The sequence below is a fragment of the Planococcus sp. YIM B11945 genome, assembly GCF_050864155.1.
Classification (GTDB): Bacteria; Bacillota; Bacilli; order Bacillales_A; family Planococcaceae; genus Planococcus.
Map to the genome: position 1 here is coordinate 16866 of NZ_JBOZWR010000009.1, position 22412 is coordinate 39277.

Annotated in this window: 20 protein-coding genes; 19 read left to right on the forward strand and 1 reads right to left on the reverse strand. The window is 46.7% G+C overall.

Features of this window, described 5'->3' with window-relative positions:
* The 19 genes from ACRRQV_RS16655 (at position 1) to ACRRQV_RS16745 (ending at position 21488) form a co-directional block, all read left to right on the forward strand.
* The gene (locus ACRRQV_RS16655; RefSeq protein ID WP_432532922.1) at positions 1–1020 is read left to right on the forward strand and encodes a DUF3048 domain-containing protein; all 1020 of its coding nucleotides are present in this window, start codon (positions 1–3) and stop codon (positions 1018–1020) included.
* A gap of 30 nt (positions 1021–1050) precedes the next feature.
* On the forward strand, positions 1051–1371 hold the full coding sequence (locus tag ACRRQV_RS16660; protein WP_432532924.1) for a YerC/YecD family TrpR-related protein: 321 nt from the start codon (positions 1051–1053) through the stop codon (positions 1369–1371).
* A 507-nt stretch (positions 1372–1878) separates the two neighbouring features.
* Entirely contained in the window at positions 1879–2580 is a 702-nt protein-coding gene (locus ACRRQV_RS16665) for a heptaprenylglyceryl phosphate synthase (RefSeq protein WP_432532926.1), read from the forward strand.
* 28 nt (positions 2581–2608) lie between these two features.
* Positions 2609–4822 carry a DNA helicase PcrA gene (pcrA, locus tag ACRRQV_RS16670; RefSeq protein ID WP_432532928.1) on the forward strand — a complete coding sequence of 738 codons (2214 nt, stop codon included), beginning with the start codon at positions 2609–2611 and terminating at the stop codon, positions 4820–4822.
* A gap of 15 nt (positions 4823–4837) precedes the next feature.
* The gene (ligA, locus tag ACRRQV_RS16675; RefSeq protein ID WP_432532931.1) at positions 4838–6844 is read left to right on the forward strand and encodes an NAD-dependent DNA ligase LigA; all 2007 of its coding nucleotides are present in this window, start codon (positions 4838–4840) and stop codon (positions 6842–6844) included.
* A 12-nt stretch (positions 6845–6856) separates the two neighbouring features.
* Complete coding sequence (locus ACRRQV_RS16680) at positions 6857–8002, forward strand: CamS family sex pheromone protein (RefSeq protein ID WP_432532934.1); 1146 nt, start codon at positions 6857–6859, stop codon at positions 8000–8002.
* Between the two features lie 162 nt (positions 8003–8164).
* Positions 8165–8455 (forward strand): Asp-tRNA(Asn)/Glu-tRNA(Gln) amidotransferase subunit GatC, encoded by a 291-nt coding sequence (gene gatC, locus ACRRQV_RS16685; protein ID WP_432532937.1) that lies wholly within the window; start codon positions 8165–8167, stop codon positions 8453–8455.
* A gap of 19 nt (positions 8456–8474) precedes the next feature.
* Positions 8475–9944: an Asp-tRNA(Asn)/Glu-tRNA(Gln) amidotransferase subunit GatA gene (gene gatA, locus ACRRQV_RS16690; protein WP_432532940.1), complete on the forward strand. Its 1470-nt coding sequence runs from the start codon at positions 8475–8477 to the stop codon at positions 9942–9944.
* Entirely contained in the window at positions 9941–11371 is a 1431-nt protein-coding gene (gene gatB / locus ACRRQV_RS16695; RefSeq protein WP_432532943.1) for an Asp-tRNA(Asn)/Glu-tRNA(Gln) amidotransferase subunit GatB, read from the forward strand. The genes gatA and gatB overlap by 4 nt, the downstream gene beginning before the upstream one ends.
* 158 nt (positions 11372–11529) lie before the next feature.
* On the forward strand, positions 11530–12090 hold the full coding sequence (locus ACRRQV_RS16700) for a thioredoxin family protein (protein ID WP_432532946.1): 561 nt from the start codon (positions 11530–11532) through the stop codon (positions 12088–12090).
* 121 nt (positions 12091–12211) lie between these two features.
* Entirely contained in the window at positions 12212–13126 is a 915-nt protein-coding gene (locus ACRRQV_RS16705; RefSeq protein WP_432532949.1) for a diacylglycerol kinase, read from the forward strand.
* A gap of 220 nt (positions 13127–13346) precedes the next feature.
* Positions 13347–14699: a cytochrome ubiquinol oxidase subunit I gene (locus ACRRQV_RS16710; protein ID WP_432532952.1), complete on the forward strand. Its 1353-nt coding sequence runs from the start codon at positions 13347–13349 to the stop codon at positions 14697–14699.
* Positions 14696–15724 carry a cytochrome d ubiquinol oxidase subunit II gene (locus ACRRQV_RS16715; RefSeq protein WP_432532955.1) on the forward strand — a complete coding sequence of 343 codons (1029 nt, stop codon included), beginning with the start codon at positions 14696–14698 and terminating at the stop codon, positions 15722–15724. Before ACRRQV_RS16710 ends, ACRRQV_RS16715 begins: the two co-directional genes overlap by 4 nt.
* A gap of 30 nt (positions 15725–15754) precedes the next feature.
* On the forward strand, positions 15755–15865 hold the full coding sequence (cydS, locus tag ACRRQV_RS16720) for a cytochrome bd oxidase small subunit CydS (RefSeq protein ID WP_432533114.1): 111 nt from the start codon (positions 15755–15757) through the stop codon (positions 15863–15865).
* A 465-nt stretch (positions 15866–16330) separates the two neighbouring features.
* A complete protein-coding gene (rlmD, locus tag ACRRQV_RS16725; protein WP_432532958.1) occupies positions 16331–17695 on the forward strand; it encodes a 23S rRNA (uracil(1939)-C(5))-methyltransferase RlmD in 1365 nt (454 codons plus the stop codon).
* A 117-nt stretch (positions 17696–17812) separates the two neighbouring features.
* Positions 17813–18793 (forward strand): tRNA dihydrouridine synthase, encoded by a 981-nt coding sequence (locus ACRRQV_RS16730; protein ID WP_432532961.1) that lies wholly within the window; start codon positions 17813–17815, stop codon positions 18791–18793.
* A gap of 132 nt (positions 18794–18925) precedes the next feature.
* Complete coding sequence (locus tag ACRRQV_RS16735) at positions 18926–19690, forward strand: ion channel (protein WP_432532964.1); 765 nt, start codon at positions 18926–18928, stop codon at positions 19688–19690.
* A gap of 141 nt (positions 19691–19831) precedes the next feature.
* Positions 19832–19984, forward strand: coding sequence for a Fur-regulated basic protein FbpA (locus ACRRQV_RS16740; protein WP_432532967.1), 153 nt, complete (start codon positions 19832–19834; stop codon positions 19982–19984).
* Between the two features lie 52 nt (positions 19985–20036).
* On the forward strand, positions 20037–21488 hold the full coding sequence (locus tag ACRRQV_RS16745; RefSeq protein ID WP_432532970.1) for an amidase family protein: 1452 nt from the start codon (positions 20037–20039) through the stop codon (positions 21486–21488).
* A 35-nt stretch (positions 21489–21523) separates the two neighbouring features.
* Here ACRRQV_RS16745 and ACRRQV_RS16750 read toward each other — a convergent pair whose 3' ends face one another.
* On the reverse strand, positions 21524–22387 hold the full coding sequence (locus ACRRQV_RS16750) for a TetR/AcrR family transcriptional regulator (RefSeq protein ID WP_432532973.1): 864 nt from the start codon (positions 22385–22387) through the stop codon (positions 21524–21526).
* Positions 22388–22412: the final 25 nt, after the last annotated feature.

The following is a 22412-nucleotide window of genomic DNA, read 5'->3' on the forward strand; positions in this document are numbered from 1 at the left end:
ATGAAAAAGTGGATTGGCATCATTGTAATTTTAATGCTCGCGGCAGGCGCCTTGGTTTATTGGCTAATGAATAAAGAGCCGGAAGAGGCAACGCCGGAACAACCGCCAACAGAAGAGCCTGAAGTATTTGTGTCTCCGTTCAGCGGAGAGCAAGCAGAAGAGCCATTTGAAGCGCGGCCGGTCATGGCGGTCATCAACAATCATCCGGATGCAAGGCCGCAAACGGGACTGGTGGAAGCGGATATTGTCTTTGAATTTTTAGCAGAAGGCAACGTAACCCGTTTCTTGGCGTTGTATCAAAGCAAATTTCCAGAAGAAATGGGTCCGATTCGCAGTGCCCGTGATTATTTTGTGGAAATGGCCGCAAGCTACGACGCTTTTTTCGTCGCCCACGGCTTCAGCCCCGATGCACGCAGCTTGCTTGACTCGGGAGAGGTAGACCATATCAATGGCATTTTTTACGACGGTACGCTGTTTCAGCGTTCAACCGACCGTGTCGCGCCGCATAATTCGTACATCATGTACGATAATGTGCGAGCAGGCATGGAGCAAGTGGAAGCAGATGCCGATTTTAGCGGCAATTCAACGTATCAGTTCAATGAAGCGGATGAACGTGCTAAACTGGAGGAACAGGCATCTCGCATTGAAGTGCGCTATGGTGCGAATCCTCAATTTTACAGCGTGTTTACATACGATGAAAATACGGGGCAGTACAACCGCGCATCCGGCGGCGAAGAGACAAAGGATAAAGAATCGGGTGAAGCCGTTGCGGTTTCCAATGTTTTGGTCTTGGAAGCAACCCATGACACCATCGATGCTGAAGGAAGGCTGTCCATCGATTTGGAAAGCGGAGGCAGTGCCCTTGTTTTTCAAAATGGCGGCGTCATGGAAACTCAGTGGAGCAATTTGGGCGGAATGTTAGTGCCGACCAATAACGGGGAAGCCATCGAATTGGATCCGGGGAAAACATGGATCCATATTGTTCCGTCTATAGGCGAAATGGTTGACTATACCCCGTAAGCGATAGAAATGAAAGGACGGTGAAGCTATATGCAAGTAGATAAAATTCGCGGACCACAAACCGATCAATTGATCGAAGCCATTTTGGCCTTGAACGACAAAGAAGAAGCATATCGCTTCTTCGATGATTTGTGCACGATCAGCGAAATTCAATCGCTGTCCCAACGTTTAGAAGTAGCCCATATGCTGCGAATGAAAAAAACGTACGAAAAAATAAAAAATGAAACGGGAGCGAGCACAGCAACCATTTCACGCGTGCGCCGCTGCTTAAATTACGGCAATGACGCATACGACGAAATGCTAGGACGCATGTACCCGGACGAAAAACCGTTTCAACTTCCGAAAGACTGAACAAAAGAGTTGCTTCAAAGTAATTTGAAGCAACTCTTTTGCGGCGAAGCAGCGAAGCGATTAGGAGCAGAGTTCTTTTTGTCTCAAAGCTAGCGAAGCGAGACAGAGTCAGGAGCAGTGCGTTTAGTTGCCTTAAAAAGAGCAAGGTTGTCCACTAAGTCTATGATATGGCTTAGTGGACAGCCTTTTATTTGTTATAATGAGAAGATGAAAAAGATAAACTTCATTTATTCATTCATATTAAGAATGATTTTTGAGATATAAGGTCTCACAACTTAGTTTTTGAGTTTTCCTTTAGCTATGGAGCAAAACAGTGGAGACTCCCGCGGGATAGCGAAGTGCCGAAACCCACGTGGGTGCTAAGCCCAAGTTAGTTCGGGCAATGCCTTTGCAACGCTGCAGGAGCACACGGTTCTCGCGGAGCTGTTTTGCGGAATAGCCTTTACACGAACCAATTCAATTTTCATTAATAAATTTCTTTAACAAGCTAAAGGTTAGGTGAATCATTTGGACTTTCACACATGGCGGCATGTTTTTAAATTAGATCCAGCCAAATCGATTTCCGATGAACATTTGGAACGAATTTGCGAATCCGGGACTGATGCCATCTTGATTGGCGGCAGCGATAATGTCACACTCGACAATGTCCTTGATTTAATGGCACGGGTACGGCGCTATACGGTGCCGGCGGTTTTGGAAGTCTCAACGGTCGATTCGGTGACACCGGGTTTTGATTTTTATTTTATTCCCACGGTATTGAATAGCGAAGATCCAAAATGGATCAAAGGCCTCCATCACGAAGCGATCCGTGAATACGGAGAAGTGATGGACTGGGAAGAACTTGTTCCCGAAGGCTATTGCATTTTGAATTCGAATTGCAAAGCAGCGCAGCTGACGGGTGCCAAAACGGAGTTAACGAAAGATGACGTTCTTGCATATGGACGGATGGCCGAACATTTCTTCCGGCTGCCGATTTTTTACATGGAATACAGCGGAATGTATGGCGATATAGAGTTAGTGAAAAGCGTTAAAAACGTGTTGTCCGAAACCCGCCTTTTTTATGGAGGCGGCATCGATTCGCCCGAGAAAGCACGCGAAATGGCAGCGGCCGCTGATACGGTCGTTATCGGAAATATCATTTATGAAAACTTAACGAAAGCGATTGAAACCGTCCAAGCAGTTGCAGAAACGGAGCATCAATCGTTATAATGAGAACAAATGTTCGAGGTGGTGCGAAATGGAAATTATTACAAAGAACTTACTCAAAGGGATGAACCCTGAACAAGAACAAGCCGTCAAAGCGACGGAAGGCCCGCTATTGATCATGGCCGGTGCCGGTTCCGGGAAAACACGGGTGCTGACACATCGAATCGCTTATTTAGTGCTGGAAAAACAAGTTTACCCATCCAATATTTTAGCAATTACATTTACCAATAAAGCCGCACGCGAAATGCGCAATCGGATTGATGGTCTGCTTGGCCATGGTACGGGCGAGCGCATGTGGGTTTCGACGTTCCACTCGATGTGCGTGCGCATTTTGCGCCGTGACATCGACCGTATGGGCATTTCCAAAAACTTCTCGATTTTGGATACGACCGACCAATTGTCGGTCATTAAAAATGTCTTGAAAGAGAAAAACTTGGATGTGAAAAAATACGAGCCGCGCACGATGCTGAACGCCATTTCCTCTGCAAAAAACGAATGCATAGACGCCAAGCAGTTCGCGGCGGAAGCCAATGAAGTGAATCCGTACGAAAAAACGGTATCTGAAGTGTACACCGCTTACGAAAAACGGCTGCGGAAAAACCAGTCGCTCGATTTTGATGATTTGATCATGATGACGCTGACTTTATTCAATACGGTTCCCGAAGTGCTTGAATTTTACCAAAACAAATTCCACTATATCCATGTCGATGAGTACCAGGATACGAACAATGCCCAGTACCAGCTGGTGCAAAAATTGGCAAGCAAATTCAAGAACATTTGCGTCGTGGGCGACTCCGACCAATCGATTTACCGCTGGCGCGGAGCGGACATCAAAAATATTTTGTCGTTCGAAAAAGATTATCCGAACGCCACAGTGATTATGCTCGAACAAAACTACCGCTCGACAAAACGCATTCTGCAAGCAGCAAACGATGTCATCAAGAAAAACACCAGCCGCTATCCGAAAGAATTGCGGACCGATAATGCGGAAGGGCCGGCGATTACGCTCCATAAAGCGGGCGATGAACGCCAAGAAGCCCAATTCGTGGTTCAGACAATCCAAAAGTTAATGGAAGAAGAAAATTATATAACATCCGATTTTGCTATTCTGTACCGGACGAATGCCCAGTCCCGGATTATGGAGGAAATGTTCGTTAAATCGAATATGAACTACACGATTGTCGGTGGCACGAAGTTCTATGACCGCAAAGAAATTAAAGACTTATTGGCGTATTTGCGTTTGATCGCCAACAACGACGACGACTTGTCTTTGGCGCGCGTGATTAATGAACCAAAGCGCGGCATCGGGGCGACGTCGTTTGAACGGATGGCGCGTTTCGCAATTGACCAAGACCGGACGATTATGGATGCACTGCGGGAAGTCGACTTTATGGGGCTGTCGCCAAAAACCGCGCAAACGGCATTGGAATTCCGTTCAATGATTGATGGATTTACGCAAATGCAGGAATACTTGTCGGTAACGGAATTGGTGGAAGAAGTGCTGAAAAAATCCGGCTACCGCCAAATGCTGCAAAGCGACCGTACGATTGAAGGCGAAAGCCGCTTGGAAAACATTGAAGAATTTTTAACAGTTACGAAAGCGTTTGAAAAGCAAAGCGACGACAAATCGCTTGTTTCCTTTTTGACGGATCTGGCACTCATTTCCGACATCGATTCGCTTGACGATGAAGAAGAAACGGATGGCCCGATCATTTTGATGACGATGCATGCGGCAAAAGGGCTGGAGTTTCCTGTCGTCTTCATTATCGGCCTCGAAGAAAACGTCTTCCCGCATTCCCGTTCGAACAATGATGAGGAAGAAATGGAAGAAGAACGCCGCTTGGCTTACGTGGGGATTACCCGCGCCGAGAAGCGGTTGTATTTGACGCATGCGACTTCCCGGACATTGTTTGGCAAGAGCAGCTACAATATGCCATCCCGCTTTATCGGCGAAATTTCCGAAGAACTGATTGAACCGACATTTGCCAACCACCGTGCAGGAGCCGCAACCAGCTATAAGCAAGCGCCAAAACGCGCTGCGGTCACGCGCCCTGCCTATCAGCAATCCGGCGGCGACAAACTGGGCTGGCAGCCTGGCAACCGTGCGACGCATAAAAAATGGGGCACCGGGACCGTGGTTAGCGTCAAAGGCGAAGGCGAACAAACCGAGCTCGATATTGCGTTCCCGAGCCCAGTTGGCATCAAACGCCTACTGGCCAAGTTCGCACCGATTGAAAAAGAGTAAGCGGGAGGAAAGAACATGGATCGCATACAAGCAGAACAACGGGTAATTGAATTGAATGACCAACTCCGGAGCTATGGCCATGCGTATTATGTGCTCGACAAGCCGGCTGTCCCGGATTCGGTATACGACCAATTGCTCCATGAATTAATCGAGTTGGAAACGATGTACCCCGATTTGATTTTCCCGGATTCCCCTACCCAGCGAGTGGGTGGGACTCCGCTTTCCAATTTTGATAAAGTTACGCACGAACAGCCAATGCTCAGCTTGTCGAACGTCTTTAACGAGGAAGACATTCGGGATTTTGACCGACGGGTGCGAAGCGGTGCAGGAGAAGAAATCGAATATGTTTGCGAATTGAAAATTGACGGCTTGGCCGTATCGCTCGTTTACGAAAACGGCAATTTTGTCCGCGGCGCCACGCGAGGCGACGGCCGCATCGGCGAAGACATCACTGCCAATTTGCGTACCGTCCGGACGATTCCATTAAAATTGAAGCAGCCGGTTTCTATTGAAGTCCGCGGCGAAGTGTACATGCCGAAAAAATCATTCGGCAATTTGAATGAAGAGCGAGCTGGAAATGGCGAAGAGTTATTTGCCAATCCGCGCAACGCAGCAGCAGGATCGCTGCGCCAGCTGGATTCGAAAATTACCGCCAGCCGCAATTTGGACGTGTTTATTTACGGAATTGGCGGCGACGGAGAAACTTATCGGTTAAGCGAACACGAAGAAACGCTTCGGTATATGGCAGACTTGGGATTCAAAACGAATAACGAACGCGAAGTTTGCCGAAGCGTCGAAGAAGTGTTGGCTTATATTGAAAAATGGACGGAAAACCGTTCGGAGTTGTCGTACGAAATCGATGGCATTGTCATTAAAGTAAACCGTTTTCTGCAGCAGCAGGAGCTGGGCTTTACGGCGAAAAGCCCGAAATGGGCCACTGCTTACAAGTTCCCGGCTGAAGAAGTGCTGAGCACATTGCGCGAAATTGAATTGAGCGTCGGCCGAACCGGCGTCGTTACACCAACTGCTATTTTGGATCCGGTGTTGGTGGCAGGATCGACTGTACAGCGGGCATCGCTGCATAACGAAGATTTGATTCGCGAAAAAGACATCCGCATCGGCGACAAAGTGATCGTCCGCAAAGCGGGCGATGTGATTCCGGAAATCGTTGCTTCACTAAAAGAGCAGCGGACCGGCGAAGAAATGCCGTTTGAAATGCCTGAAAACTGCCCTGCATGTGATGCTGAATTGGTGCGGATTGAAGGCGAAGTGGCGCTTCGCTGCGTCAACCCAAAATGCCCGGCGCAAATTGTGGAAGGGTTGATTCATTTTGTGTCCCGCAATGCGATGAACATCGATGGCTTGGGCGTTAAAGTGATTGAACAATTATACCGGGAAGGGCTCATTGCCGATATTTCCGATATCTACAAACTGACAAAAGAACAATTGCTGGATTTAGAGCGCATGGGCGAAAAATCAGCATCTAACTTAATTGGCGCAATTGATGCTTCACGGTCAAATTCGATGGAAAAGCTGCTGTTTGGCCTAGGCATCCGCCATGTGGGTGAAAAAGGAGCACGCATCCTTTCCGAGCATTACGGTTCGATGAAAAACTTGATGGGCGCAACTGTCGAGGAATTGACCAGTATCCACGAAATCGGCGAAAAAATGGCGGATTCGATTGTCACTTATTTTGAAACCGAAGAAGTTCGAGCGTTAATGGAACGTTTATCCGTGTTAAACGTCAACTTAACGTATACCGGAAAACGCGTCCGTGTGGAAGCGGGATCGAATGCATTTGCCGGTAAGAAAATTGTGCTGACTGGCAAGCTGGAGAAAATGACCCGCGGCGAAGCCGGAGAGAGAATTGAAGCGCTTGGCGGACAATTGTCCGGCAGCGTCAGCAAAAAAACGGATTTATTGATTGCGGGCGAAGAAGCCGGTTCGAAGTTGGCAAAAGCGCTCGAGCTGAAAGTGGACATTTGGAACGAAGAACGCCTCATCGAAGAATTGAATAAATAAGGAGATTTTAACATGAAACGCATTTGGTGGATCCCGATCAGCTTGCTGTTGCTTTCGGGATGTGTACCTTCCTCGAATGATAAGACGGAAGTGCTCAACACGGAGGAAGAAGAAGCGGAAACGGCCATTATTCCGAGCATTCAATTGGATGCCCAATATTACCGGACCTTGCTGCCTTATAAACAAAGCGCCACGAGAGGAAAAATAATTAACCGTTTGAATTCTCGCTATGACATTAAAGAAGTGGAAAATGGGCTTCTTCGCTTGTCGCAGCATCAGTTCTCGCCGGACGATTATTATTTTCAAGAAGGACAAAAAATCACAGACAAAGAAATTACCGCGTGGCTTAAGCGCGTCAGCAAAGACGACAAAAGCGGCGGCGATCCGCAAGGACTGAATCCCGCCGATAAACGAACTGCTGAACAAAAGAAAAAAGGCGATCGGCCGACTCCGGAAGTGCTGGCCCACATCGTTGAACAAAACTACTTAGTGAAAACTGCTGAAGATACGATCCGCTTGGGCGGAGTATCAATCGGCTTGGCGTTGAATTCGGTTTATTACAGTTCCGAAGGCGAATTTTCTTTTGAAGAAACGATTCCGCACGCGGAAGTTGAAAAAGAAGGCAAGCGGATCGCCAACGAAATCGTGAAACGCTTGCGTGCAAAAGAAGGGATGGCTGATATTCCGATCACGGTCGGACTTTTTGAGCAAAACAGCCGAAAAGCGATTGTGCCAGCCACGTATTTTTCTTACGGCGTAGCACCAGGCGGCGACACGAAAGTGGCAGATTGGAAGCCGATCAATGAAGAATACGTGCTGTTCCCGACATCAGGCACGGAAGACAAATACCGCGAAGTGGATACATCTTTCTTGAATTTCAAGCAAGATGTAGAAGAATATTTCTCCAACTTTACAAGCGTCATCGGTACTGGCTTTTACCAGGAAGATCAATTGCGGGAAATGCAAATTGAAATCCCTATCCAGTTTTACGGCTCCGCAGAGATTATTGGCTTTACGCAATACTTGACGGGACTTGTCATCGAGCATTTCCCGGAAAACGTTCAAGTAGAAGTAAGCGTGACCTCCACGAACGGGCCGGAAGCTTTGGTGTTAAGAAAACTAAATGAAACCGAACCGGTTGTCCATATTTACGATTGAGCAAGGAATAAAAGAAAAACGAACTTTGCAGTCCGTATAGAAGAATTCTATACGGACTGTTTTTTATAGCGGCCGTTTTCCATAGCTGACCGGGCGCTTCCGCTTTTCTTGGAAAAATGGTATGATATAGCGTATGTTTGATGAATCCGGAGGTGTAGAAAAATGGCGAAAATGACTAAAGAAGAAGTGATTGAAGTTGCGCATTTGGCGCGGCTGGCAATTACCGATGCAGAAGCGGAGCATTTTGCGGATCAATTGGAAGCAATCACGAACGCAATGGAATTGCTCAACGAATTGGATACTGACAATGTAGAGCCGACAACCCATGTATTGCCGATGGTAAACGTGCTGCGTGAAGATAAATCCGTACCTGGCTTAGACCGGGAATTGGTTTTGAAAAATGTGAAAGAACACGAAGCGGGGCAAGTGAAAGTTCCAACAATCTTAGAATAACCGGAAGGAGGGAAAACCCATGACATTGATGAAAAAAACAGCGGATCAATTGCAGGAATTGATACATAGCGAACAAACGACAATTGCTGAAGTGACGAAGCAAGCATTCGAACAAATCGAAGCGCTTGATTCAAAAGTGGATGCGTTTTTGGCGATGAACAACGAACAAGCGACTCAACAAGCTGAAGAAATGGACAAAGTTCCATTTTCAGAACGGGGGCCGCTATTTGGTTTGCCAATCGGCGTGAAAGACAATATTGTGACTGCAGGCCTTGAAACGACGGCTTCAAGCCGCATTTTAGAAGGATTTAATCCGATTTATAATGCGACGGTTGTTGAAAAATTAAAAGCAGCCGGCATGATCACAGTCGGGAAATTGAACATGGACGAATTTGCGATGGGTTCTTCCAACGAAAACTCGTACTACAAAAAAACGAAAAACCCATGGAACTTGGAAACTGTTCCCGGCGGCTCTTCAGGCGGTTCTGCTGCGGCAGTTGCAGCTGGCGAAGTGCCATTCACATTGGGTACGGATACAGGCGGCTCAATTCGCCAGCCGGCATCTTTCTGCGGCGTGGTTGGCATGAAGCCGACTTACGGGCGGGTATCTCGTTTCGGCTTGATTGCATTTGCGTCATCGCTTGACCAAATTGGTCCTTTGACAAAAACGGTAAGAGACAACGCGTTGTTGCTTGAAGCCATTTCCGGCCATGATGAGCGGGATTCCACTTCAGCTGACGTTGAAGTGCCAAACTTCGCAGCAGCGTTGACTGGCGACATCACAGGTTTGCGCATTGGCGTACCGAAAGAATATTTTGGAGAAGGCGTGAGCGAAGCAGCAAAACAAGCTGTCCGCGATGCATTAAAGGTATTGGAAGAAAAAGGCGCAACGTGGGAAGAAATCTCGCTTCCGCATTCAAAATACGCGTTAGCGACCTATTACTTGATCGCTTCTTCAGAAGCATCATCCAACTTGTCCCGTTTTGACGGCATCCGCTACGGCTACCGTACGCAAAAAGCGGCGAATTTATTGGAATTCTACATGAACACGCGTGCAGAAGGTTTTGGCGATGAAGTAAAACGCCGCATTATGCTCGGGACGTATGCATTAAGCTCTGGCTATTACGATGCTTACTATAAAAAAGCGCAAAAAGTGCGTACCTTGATCAAACGTGACTTTGACGAAGCGTTTGAAAAGTTTGATGTTATTATCGGACCAACTACGCCGACACCAGCCTTTAAAATCGGTGAAATTATCGATGATCCGTTAACAATGTATGCGAATGACATCTTAACGATTCCGGTCAACTTGGCAGGCGTTCCAGCGATTTCCGTTCCTTGCGGCTTCGAAAACGGCTTGCCGCTCGGCTTGCAGATTATCGGGAAATACTTTGATGAAGAAACAATTTACCGCGTGGCGGATGTTTTCGAACAAGCAACCGATTTCCATACACAAACTCCGCAAATTGGGGAGGGAGCAGCACAATGAACTTTGAAACGATCATCGGGCTTGAAGTCCACGTAGAACTAAAAACAGAATCCAAAATGTTCTCGCCTGCACCGGCTCATTTCGGGGCAGAACCGAATACGAATACAAACGTGATCGACCTTGGCTACCCGGGCGTCTTGCCGGTCGTCAACAAACGCGCAGTGGATTGGGCGATGAGAGCGGCTCTTGCATTAAACTGTGAGATTTCGCGCCACACCAAATTCGACCGCAAAAACTATTTTTATCCAGACAATCCGAAAGCTTACCAAATTTCACAATTTGATGAGCCGATCGGCGAACACGGCTGGGTGGAAATTGAAGTGAACGGCAAGAAAAAACGCATCGGCATTACGCGCCTCCACATGGAAGAAGATGCTGGGAAACTGACGCATACAGGCAATGGCCACTCGCTTGTCGACTTTAACCGCCAAGGAACACCGTTGATTGAAATCGTATCAGAGCCAGACATCCGGACTCCGGAAGAAGCCTATGCCTACCTTGAGAAAATCAAAGCGATTATCCAATACACGGGCGTTTCCGATGTCCGGATGGAAGAAGGGTCCTTGCGCTGCGACGCGAACATTTCGCTTCGTCCGTATGGCCAAGAACAATTCGGCACAAAAACCGAATTGAAAAACTTGAATTCATTCAACTATGTCCGCAAAGGCATTGAACACGAACAAATTCGCCAAGAAGAAGTATTGCTCTCAGGCGGAGTGATCCAACAAGAAACACGCCGCTACGATGAAACTACCGGCAAAACGATCTTGATGCGCGTGAAAGAAGGAAGTGATGACTATCGTTATTTCCCGGAACCGGATTTAGTGGACATCATCATCGACGACGCTTGGCTGGAACGCGTCCGTTCAGAAATTCCGGAATTGCCGGATGCGCGGAAAGCCCGCTATGTTGCTGAACTGGGTTTGTCATCATACGATGCGATGGTCTTGACGCTTGCGAAGCCGATTTCGGATTTCTTTGAAGCGACTGTTGCTGCGGGTGCTGACGCGAAACTGGCGTCTAACTGGCTCATGGGTGAAGTCTCGGCCTACTTAAACGCTGAACAAAAAGAATTGAGCGATACGTTGCTTGAGCCTGCTGGCTTGGCTGGCATGATTAAACTGATTTCCGATGGCACGATTTCATCGAAAATCGCCAAGAAAGTCTTTAAGGAATTGATTGAAAAAGGCGGAGACGCAAACGATATCGTTAAAGCGAAAGGCCTTGTCCAAATTTCGGACGAAAAAGTGCTGCGAGAATTTGTAACGGCTTCCCTGGACAACAATCCTCAGTCAATCGAAGATTTTAAAAACGGCAAAGACCGCGCAATCGGCTTTTTAGTCGGCCAAATTATGAAACAAACAAAAGGCCAAGCCAATCCGCCATTGCTGAATAAAATCTTGCTTGAAGAAATCGCAAAACGCTAATATGCGATGAAAAGGATGGTCCGAATTCAGGGCCATCCTTTTTTTGCAAGTAAATGATTTGAAGCTTTCAATCTAGGGAAGTAAACTATATATTGAACAGAATAGATTGGTTAATTTCTTTAGTAAGCTTTATGCAGATAAAAAGGAGATGTGATCGTATGCCAACGGAACAGCAGTATTTCGAAGAAGCCATTGCCATTGAAAAGTACATGGCTCAAATGGAATCGAACCAAAAAACGTCGTATTCGGTTTATGAAAAATTCAACCTTCCGGAAGATCCTGAATTCATCGGATTGCTGAAAGAAAAACAGCCCCATGTTTTGGTCATTACGGAAGATTGGTGTGGAGACGCGATGATGAACAATGCGATTCTTCGGCGAATCGCTGAAGCAGGCAATTTGGAAGTGCGCTGCGTTTACCGCGATCAAAATACGGAATTGATGGACCAGTATTTAACGAACGGCGGGCGTTCGATTCCAAAATACATCATCCTTTCGAAAGAAGGCGAAGTGCTGGGCCATTGGGGACCTCGCGCTCCGAAAATCCAAGAATTTGTCATGGAAAAAAGAAAATCGCTTCCTGAAAAAGAAGATCCGCGCTATGCGATCAATCATGAAACGATGATTGGGGAAATTTCAGATGCCTTTACGTGGAACGAAGAGTTTTGGCAAGCGGTGTACGAAGACTTACGAAACACGTTTACAATAGCGTTAAAATAAAAAAGTGAAGCAATAAGAATGATAGAATGGCCGGCAAAGCGTCGGCTTTTTTCTTGGAGGGAACTTTAGCGGTGTTCCTGCTGTCTTATTCTTAGAGAACGACGAGAAAGGCTGAAATCGTATGAAACGTGCACGAATTATATACAATCCAACTTCCGGCCGCGAATTGTTTCGCAAGCATTTGCCTGAAGTGCTGGAAAAAATGGAACAAGCGGGATATGAAACGTCCTGCCATGCGACTACTGGAGAAGGCGATGCGACAAAAGCAGCGGCGATCGCGGTTGAGCGGAAGTACGATTTGATTGTAGCAGTTGGCGGGGATGGGACATTGAACGAAGTAGTGTCCGGCATCTCGAAGTTTGAAGAGCGCCCGAAAATCGGTTTGATTCCAATGGGAACAACGAACGATTTTGCGCGTGCCGTCCACATTCCAAGGGATATCAATAAAGCCGTCGATATTATTTTACAGGGCGAATCCATTCCGGTAGATGTCGGGCTCATGGATAGCGACCGATATTTTATTAATATTGCAGGAGGCGGCCGATTGACCGAGCTCACTTATGAAGTGCCGAGCAAGCTAAAAACGGTGCTTGGCCAAATGGCGTATTATTTGAAAGGCATTGAAATGCTGCCATCGATCCGTTCATCGAAAGTGCGCATCGAATACGATGGCAATGTGTTTGATGACAAAGCGATGATGTTTTTGATCGGCTTGACGAACTCGGTCGGCGGTTTTGAGAAACTGGCGCCGGATGCAAGCATCAATGATGGCAAGTTTACGCTATTGATTTTAAAAGAAGTGAACATGGCTGAGTTTATCCGGTTGGCATCTTTGGCGCTTCGAGGAGAGCATTTGTCAGACCCTCATGTTATTTACGCAAAAGCGAGCAAAATATCCGTTACGTCGGAAGAAACGGTGTTGTTGAACTTAGACGGCGAATACGGCGGAATTCTTCCAGCCACTTTTGAAAATTTATACCGCCACATTGAAGTGCTCGTTCCGATTCAATCGCTTAACGCATTAGACCACGTATAATACGAAAGCCTGGTACTGGGATTATCCCTTGTGCTGGGCTTTTTTTCATGGATAGTAGAGAATTGCAAGCGGGATGCAGGCTTGTCACATTGTTTTCATAGTTGGCCTGAAAATAGTGGTTTTCCAAAGGTTGAGGGAAGTTTTGAAAAGAGCGGATGAGGTACAATAGGTAGTAAGAGATGAATGAAATTCATCAAGGTTTCTGAAAGGGGACAAACAAATGGGAATCGAAGATACAGCCCTGCTGAGTCGCATATTGACTTTGATGACGCTGTCGTTCCATATTCTTTATGCAACGATCGGAGTAGGGGTCCCGCTCATGATCATGATTGCCCAATGGGTGGGAATCAAGAAAAACGATGACCACTATATTTTAATGGCACGGCGCTGGGCGCGTGGATTTGTCATTACTGTAGCAGTCGGAGTTGTGACCGGAACGATTATTGGATTGCAGTTGTCTTTATTGTGGCCGAACTTTATGCAAGTGGCGGGTAATGTCATTGCCTTGCCATTGTTCATGGAAACTTTCGCGTTTTTCTTTGAAGCCATTTTCCTTGGCATCTACTTGTACACATGGGACCGGTTCGAGGATCAGCGCAAGCATTTGCTGCTGCTGATTCCAGTGGCACTCGGTGCAGCTGCATCTTCGGTTTTCATCACAATCTTCAACGCATTTATGAACGCACCGCAAGGATTTGAAATGCTGAACGGGCAGCTGGTCAATGTGCAGCCGCTATTAGCTATATTCAACCCGGCGATGCCGACGAAAGTCGCTCACGTTGTCTCGACTGCATTTATGACTTGTGCATTTTTGCTGGCTTCCATTGCCGCTTTGCGCATACTCAGCGGTTCGAAGCATGTGTACCATAAAAAAGCATTATACTTGATGATGAAATTAGGATTGGTCTTTTCCATCGCGACAGCTTTGATCGGCGACTTTTCCGGAAAATACTTGGCTGAATACCAGCCGGAAAAATTAGCTGCGGCTGAATGGCATTTTGAAACAGAAGAAGGGGCAGGGCTCGTTATGTTCGGCGTGCTGGATGGCGATGAAGTGAAATACGCCATTCACATTCCTTTTGCCTTGAGTATCTTGGCACATGGCACGCCTGCTGCCGAAGTGACAGGCCTCAACGAATTAGAAGAAAACGAAGTTCCGCTTCCGCCGCTTTGGATCCATTATTTATTCGACACGATGGTGACCATCGGGATGACGTTAGCTGCATTGTCGTTTATTTACGTGGTGGCTGCTTGGCGCGGCTGGAAATTTATCCAGGCTAAATGGTTCCGCGTACTGCTGCTGCTCAGTGGTCCGCTGGCATTAGTGGCGATTGAAGCTGGCTGGTGGTTCACGGAAGTCGGGCGGCAGCCATGGATTCTACGAGGCTTCATGACCACGCAGGAAGGCGCTACGACAAGCGGCAACGTGGATTTGATGATCATCTTGTTTGGCGGACTGTATATCATATTGGGAATCGGCACGATCGTTGTCTTGACCCGCATGTACCGCCGCAATTCAGTTGAAGAAGAACTGGCGAATCGAGAAGCTCAAAAAGGCGGTGAGCAAGGATGACTTTAGAAATTATCGGGATTGCAGTTCTTTGGCTGTTCTTGTTCTTTTACGTCATTGTTGGGTCGATCGATTTTGGCGCTGGATTTTTTAACGCCTATAGCGCATTTACCAACAAGCAGCATATTTTAACAAATGTTATTCAGCGGTATTTGTCGCCGGTTTGGGAAGTTACGAACGTCTTTTTCGTGTTCTTCTTCGTCGGCATGATCGGATTTTTTCCGCAGACAGCGTTCTACTACGGAACAACGCTTTTGGTTCCAGCAAGCCTTGCGCTGATCTTGCTGTCAATCCGCGGCTCGTATTATGCGTTTGCAACATACGGTGCGAAGATCAACCACCGCGGCTATATTTACATGTACGGATTATCTGGGCTTCTGTTGCCGGCGTCTTTATCACCGGTGCTGGCAATGTCAGAAGGCGGCTTCATTAATATGGTGAACGATTCGCCGAAGCTCGATTACTGGGCTCTGTTTACCAGCCCGCTGACTTGGAGCATCGTCGTCTTAAGTTTGACGGCCGTTCTTTACATTTCAGCGGTCTTCCTGACTTGGTACGCCAATAAAGCAGGCGATGAAAAAGCGACCGATTTGCTGCGGAAGTATGCACTCGGTTGGGCCATTCCAGCCATCGTTACGGCAACGGGCATCATCTTCGAATTGCGGACGCACAACGAAGAGCATTTTAGCCGCATTTTGGATTTGTGGTGGGTCTTTGGTATTTCGTTCTTGTTGTTCCTTGGAACCGTGTTCTTGATATGGAAGCGCAGAAATTACGGATTGGCGTTCATCCTATTGGTCGGCCAATTCTTTACCGCCTTTTTCGCATACGGAGTTTCCCACTATCCGTACCTGTTGTATCCGCATTTGACGATTTACGACAGTTTTACCAATGAAACGATGGCTATTTCGCTAATTGTTGCGTTTATCGCAGGTTTGGGGTTATTGCTGCCATCGCTTTATCTATTGTTCCGTCTGTTCTTGTTCGATAAAGATTACGTCAAAGGAAAATCCGATTACCACGCCTAAGGGTTGGCGCTAAAGGAGGAAACAGCTATGCTGCAAGATTTCTTAATTTTTTACGCACCGTTTCTTGTTTTATTCGCATCAATCGCTTTTGGTTTCTGGTTTTCGTTAAAAGACGGACCGGCGACAAAAGACGAGAAATAAAAGGGCGGGCAGACTTCGGTCTGTCCGTTTTTTTGTGGAAATTTAACGGAATCGAATTATGGCACATAAATTTGTTTTCACGCATAAAAATGATTAAGAGCGCACTCAACTGCAGTTTTGTAAGCATAAATTTCAGTAAGTGCACACAATACGGATAGAGCTTGAAAATAAACGCCTCCGCCTTTCATGGTCCAGCTGCAGTGGCCAGGCTCTCGGGGGCATAAGCCGTTCTGCTGCGGCGGCAACAGCCTCCTCGCAGCCCGTCTTATGCCCGTCGAGCCTAAACGGCCACTTCCGCTTTTCTTTGTGTCTAGCTTTAGCGCCTAGCCCCTCGAGGTCGCTTCAGACTTGAAGCTGCGGCAAAAAGCGCCACTGCTTCAAGTCTTCCAGCGCTTGTCGGGGCTGACACAGGCGCCACCGCCTTTCATGTGTTATAATACGAAAAGTTGAAATGGAGTGAACGCTTTGAAACCTGTACAAAAAAACGATCGCTTGCTCGTCCATGTGGAAGATTTGACGCATGACGGCGCAGGCGTTGCAAAAGTAGAGGGCTATCCGCTTTTCATCCACGGCGCTTTGCCGGGAGAAGACGTGGAAGTCCATGTGCTGAAAACCTTGAAATCTTATGGCTTTGCCAAAATGCTTGAAATTAAACAAGCGTCGCCGTTTCGTGTGACGGCGCCTTGTCCTGTATTTGATACATGCGGCGGCTGCCAAATCCAGCATTTGTCGTACGAAGGGCAAATGACGTTCAAGCGCAAGCTGGTGCGCGATGCCATCACCCGCATCGGCAAATTGCCGGACGTACCGGTGCATCCTGTTAAAGGCATGGAAAACCCGTGGCGCTACCGCAACAAATCCCAGATCCCATTTGGAACAGACAATGGCCGGGTAATCGCCGGATTCTACCAAACGCGATCGCATGACATTGCCGATACCGATATTTGCATCATCCAAACGCCTGAAGCCGATGCCATCATGGTTGGTTTGAAAAAGAACTTGCATGCAATGGGCATCGAACCATATGAAGAACAAACGCACCGCGGCATGCTGCGCCATGTGGTCGTCCGCAAAGGACGCGCGACGGGTGAAATCATGGTCGTGCTTGTAACGAAGAAAAAGAAATTCCCGCAAGCCCAGCAAGCGGTCGACTTGATCCGGTCGCTTCTCCCGGAAGTGGCATCGATTGTCCAAAACGTCAACGGCGAAAAAACGAACGTGATTTTTGGCAACGAAACGATCACGCTTTGGGGCAAAGACGTCATCGAAGACCAAATCGGAGATGTCCGCTTTGAAATTTCGGCGCGGTCGTTCTATCAGGTCAATCCGGAACAAACCGATGTCTTGTACAGCCAAGCGCTTGATTATGCGCAGTTGACAGGAGACGAAACCGTAATTGATGCGTATTGCGGCATCGGTACGATTTCCTTGTTCTTGGCTCAAAAAGCGAAGTTTGTCATGGGCGTTGAAATTGTGCCGCAGGCGATTGAAGACGCTAAGCGAAACGCGGAACTCAATGGCTTTGCCAATACCTTGTTTGAAGCAGGACCGGCTGAACAAGTGATTCCACGCTGGTACAAAGAAGGCAAGACGGCGGACGTCTTAATGGTCGATCCACCGCGCAAAGGCTGCGACGAGCAACTGTTGCAGACCATTTTGAAACAGCGGCCAAAACGTGTCGTTTACGTGTCATGCAACCCGGCGACCTTGGCGCGCGACTTGCGCATTCTTGAAGACGGCGGCTACCGCACAAAAGAAGTGCAGCCGGTAGATATGTTTCCGCAGTCCACGCATTGCGAAGCGGTGGCTTGGCTGGAACTGGCTGAGTAATTTTTATTCTTCTTAAAAATATAAAAGCAGATGGTTTAGAAATGCGCAAAGCATTTACTAATTGGCCATCTGCTTTCATTCTGAATCTCGTGCAGAACGAAAGGATTGGAAACGAATATGACCACTAATTTTTGGCAAGAATTGCCGAAACCATTTTTTGTGCTTGCCCCGATGGAAGATGTGACGGATGTCGTGTTTCGCCATGTCGTCAGTGAAGCAGGTAGACCGGATGTGTTTTTCACGGAGTTTACCAATACGGAGAGCTATTGCCATCCGGAAGGCATAAAAAGCGTCCGCGGACGACTCCTGTTTACGGAAGATGAACAGCCGATGGTTGCTCATATCTGGGGAGACAAGCCTGAATATTTCCGTCAAATGAGCATTGGAATGGCGGAGCTTGGATTTAAAGGAATCGATATCAATATGGGCTGCCCGGTGCCGAATGTGGCCTCAAGAGGCAAAGGCAGCGGCTTGATCCTTCGTCCGGAAGCTGCTGCGGAAATTATCCAGGCAGCAAAAGCGGGCGGGCTGCCGGTCAGCGTCAAGACGCGGCTTGGCTATTCGGAGTTGAGCGAATGGCGCGAATGGCTGACGCATGTCTTCAAACAAGACATTGCCAATTTGTCGATCCATTTACGGACCCGAAAAGAAATGAGTCAGGCGGATGCACATTGGGAACTGATCCCGGAAATTAAAAAGCTGCGGGATGAAGTGGCGCCGAATACGCTTTTGACGATCAACGGGGACATTCCGGACCGTGAAACGGGGCTGAAGCTCGTGGAACAATACGGCATCGATGGCGTAATGATTGGCCGCGGCATTTTCAAGAATCCGTTTGCGTTTGAAAAAGAGCCAAGAGAACATAGCAGCGAAGAACTTCTCGGCTTGCTGAAACTGCATTTGGATCTCCATGACTATTATTTAGAAGAATTGCCCCGCTCGATTTCGGGGCTTCACCGATTTTTCAAAATCTATGTCAAAGGCTTCCGCGGAGCAGGGGAATTGAGAAATCAATTGATGAATACGAAGTCAACAGAAGAAGTACGTGCGTTGCTAGCAAACCTGGAATTAAACGACGTTGAATTGCAAAATCAATAAAGGGAAACCTGAGACTCGAAAAAGGTCTCAGGTTTTTTTGTTTTCAAAAAATGAGTAAAAATAACGAGTGGTGAGTGTATACTTGAAAAAAGTTCTTCTTTTATCAACAACTGAAAAAGGAGTGGAGAACCGATGATCATTTTCAAGAAATTGTATTTTCAAGCGACCAAGCTTTCCTGGTTGATTTTAACTGTGTGTACGCTAGCGTTAATTGTGATGAGCACACTGGTGCTGCCGATTATTGAACCTGCAACGTTTACCGGTTATTTGGATGCGCTATGGTTTACCATGACGACAATGTTGACTGTCGGCTATGGAGACTTGTTTCCGACGACAGTTTTCGGAAGGATCTTCACGATTGTTTTTTTATACGTAGTCGGAATTGGGTTGTTTGCTTCTTTTATTGGCAAGGCGGTGGATAGTTTAACGCTCTACAGAAAACACAAGGAAAGTGGTGATTTGATGTTTGAAGGAAAAAACCACATCGTGATTATTGATTGGTCGCATAAAGCAGAAAACGCGATGAAGGAAATATTGGCAAGAGACCCTAAAATAGAAATTGTGGTCATTGATATGATTGAAAAAGCGAAAGAAATCAATGAGCGGATTCATTTTATTCGAGGACGAGCGACAGATGCTGCTATTTTGCAAAAGGCCAATACCTCTCACGCAAAAGCAGTATTGATTTTTTCTGACGATAAAATTGAAGACCAAATATTAGCGGATGGAAAGTCGTTGATGATTGCCTGTGCAGTTGAACGAATATCGCCTGGCGTACATACCACGGTGGAAGTGGAACGGGAAGAACATATCTTGAATTTTTCGCATATAAAAGTGGATAATTTTATTTTATCAAATGCCACAATCGCCAAATTAGCCGTTGATTCTATCCTATAAACTAACTGAATTTTTTCCAATGAATGAAAACGGTCACAAAGTTGAGATTGTTTTTGGATCGATTTCTTTTTTAGGTTTTAATAAAGACGCAGAGGGGGTATTAGATTAGCAGAGTACTTGAACAAGGAGAGAACGTAGATCATGGAACAGCACATACCTGAATCAAAATTTGAAGATAAACGCAGCCATATTATTGAAGATCTTGTTGCCCAAAATGTTTTTAAAATTGACGGCAGACAATTATATGAATTGTCCTTATACGAATTGATGAAAACCTATACAGAACAAAATTAAGCCGGACATTCCGGCTTTTTTCAATGGCAAAAGAATGTCAGGAGGAATCCACATGCACCAAAAGAAATTAGACGATTTCCGGCAAAGCAAACTCGATGAGATGACCATTAGCGACATGCAGCAAGAACTGTCAGAAGGACATGTGACGTCGGAAGAATTGGTGTTGATGTATTTCGAAAACATTTCCCTGCGCGACCAAACGATTCATGCCGTGCTCGAAATCAATCCGGATGCGCTGCAAATCGCACAAGCGCTCGACTTTGAACGAAAGCACAAAGGGCCGCGTTCTGCGCTTCACGGTATTCCAGTGCTAGTGAAGGACAATATGGATACTGCGGATAAAATGCACACAAGCGCTGGATCGCGTGCCTTGAAAGACCATTACGCGCTAAAAGACGCCAAAGTAGTGGAACAGCTGCGAAAAGCGGGAGCGGTTATTTTAGGGAAAACGAATATGACAGAATGGGCCAATTTCTTGAGCGATAAACTGCCGAATGGCTTTAGCTCAAGAGGCGGCCAAACCAAAAATCCATACGGATCCTTTGAAGTCGGCGGCTCCAGTTCAGGGTCTGCCGCGGCCGTTGCTTCTAATTTAGCTGCGGCAGCGCTTGGAACGGAAACATCAGGCTCGATCATTAATCCGGCCATGCAGAATAGTTTGGTGGGCATTAAGCCGACAGTCGGTTTGATCAGCCGGCAAGGCATCATTCCCGTTTCACATACGCAAGACATTCCGGGGCCGCTGGCACGGACCATAAAAGATGCGGTGGCGGTGTTTGCTTCATTAATTGCTGTAGACCCGAATGATCCCATTACCGTTTTGGCTGAGCCTTTCGAAAAATACGATTGGTCCATTCATTTTAAAGAGGGCGGATTACAAGGAGTAAAGCTTGGCATACCAAGGATGCTTTTTGAAGACAATATCACGGATGAGCAGCGGGTTTTATTCGAAAACGCGCTGGAAGAACTTCGGGCTTGCGGCGCTGAAATCATTGAGGATGTCGATCTTGGCGCCGATCAGGAAGATTTGGGCTTTGCCGTATTGCTTCATGAATTCAAAGCCAATGCAAATGACTATTTAGGGAAATCCAATCCCTTAAATTCGGTTCGTTCATTGGAAGATGTGTTGGCTTATAACACAAAGCATCCACAAGAAATGCTGCGCTACGGGCAAAACTTAATGGAGCAGGCCAATTCCACTACTGGGAAGCTGAACGAACGCGAATACATTGAAGCACTTGAACGGAACCGCTATTTAGCTGCCGAACAAGGAATATCCGATACATTAAAACAAGTAGGAGCGGATGCACTGATCTTGCCAAAAGATTACGGCTTCAATATCGGAGCAGCAGCGGGATTTCCATCGATCGCGGTGCCTTACGGGCTGACAGAATCGAAAGAGCCATTCGGCATCACGTTTACAGGCAAAGCGTTCAGCGAACCACAGCTGATCGAGTATGCGTATGCATTTGAACAGGCAACCAAAGGCCGAATTAAACCATAAAAAAGCAGCGCCATAAACTGGCCCTGCTTTTTTTATTATAATTTCTGCAGCTGCTTCCACACTTGTTCCAGCAAAATCAACAGCTTTGGTTCATGAATTTGATGGGTGGTTATTGTTGAAAGCGCACTTTCAATGAGAATTCTGCGAGGTGTTACAGAGGCCAATTCCTCGGCAACAAAGCCGATTAATTCTTTAATGACTGCCTCTTCTTCCTCATCCAATAAATGCGCACTTTCTTTCAATTGGTCGCTTAGCTCTGCAGGCGTTATGCTCTCCAGCGGTTTTATAGAAGAAAAATTCATCTCTCCAAGAAAGTGATCACCTGTTTCGATTTGTGTGGTGATGGCTGCCTCTAATCGTCTAATGACAAATGCGGCCAATTTTTGGGTCGGTAAATCTTGGGATGAGTTCAATTTCCATATATGGGTCAATTGCTGGATTGAGCCATGGACGATGGCCGCATTCTCTAATGCATAGGGTTTTGCTTTTTCGCCAAATACATCGGTGATGCGCGAACTGATCCACTCCATTTCTGCCACGTATGTACTTCTTGAAAACTTCTTCAACTCTTCATCTTGTGAATAAAAGATGCTTTCATACAAAGCAAATAAATTCTTTTCGCGATTCAACCGGATACGGATGCACAATTGCTCAGCTAATACATTCAGATCTTCAATCGGTTTTCCGGCCGCAGCTGCCATGCGTTTTTGACGGATTTCACTGCCGATCGATTCCATGATAGCGATCAAGCATTCGGTTTTGGAAGTGAAATAATTATAGAAAGTGCCTTTTGATACACCGGATTCATTTAAAATGTCTTGGATCGATGAAGCGTTATACCCTTTGTTGATAAAGAGGGAATAGGCGGCATTTACAATTTGCTGTTTTTTGGAATTCATGTTTTTCGTCACCTTTATACTATCA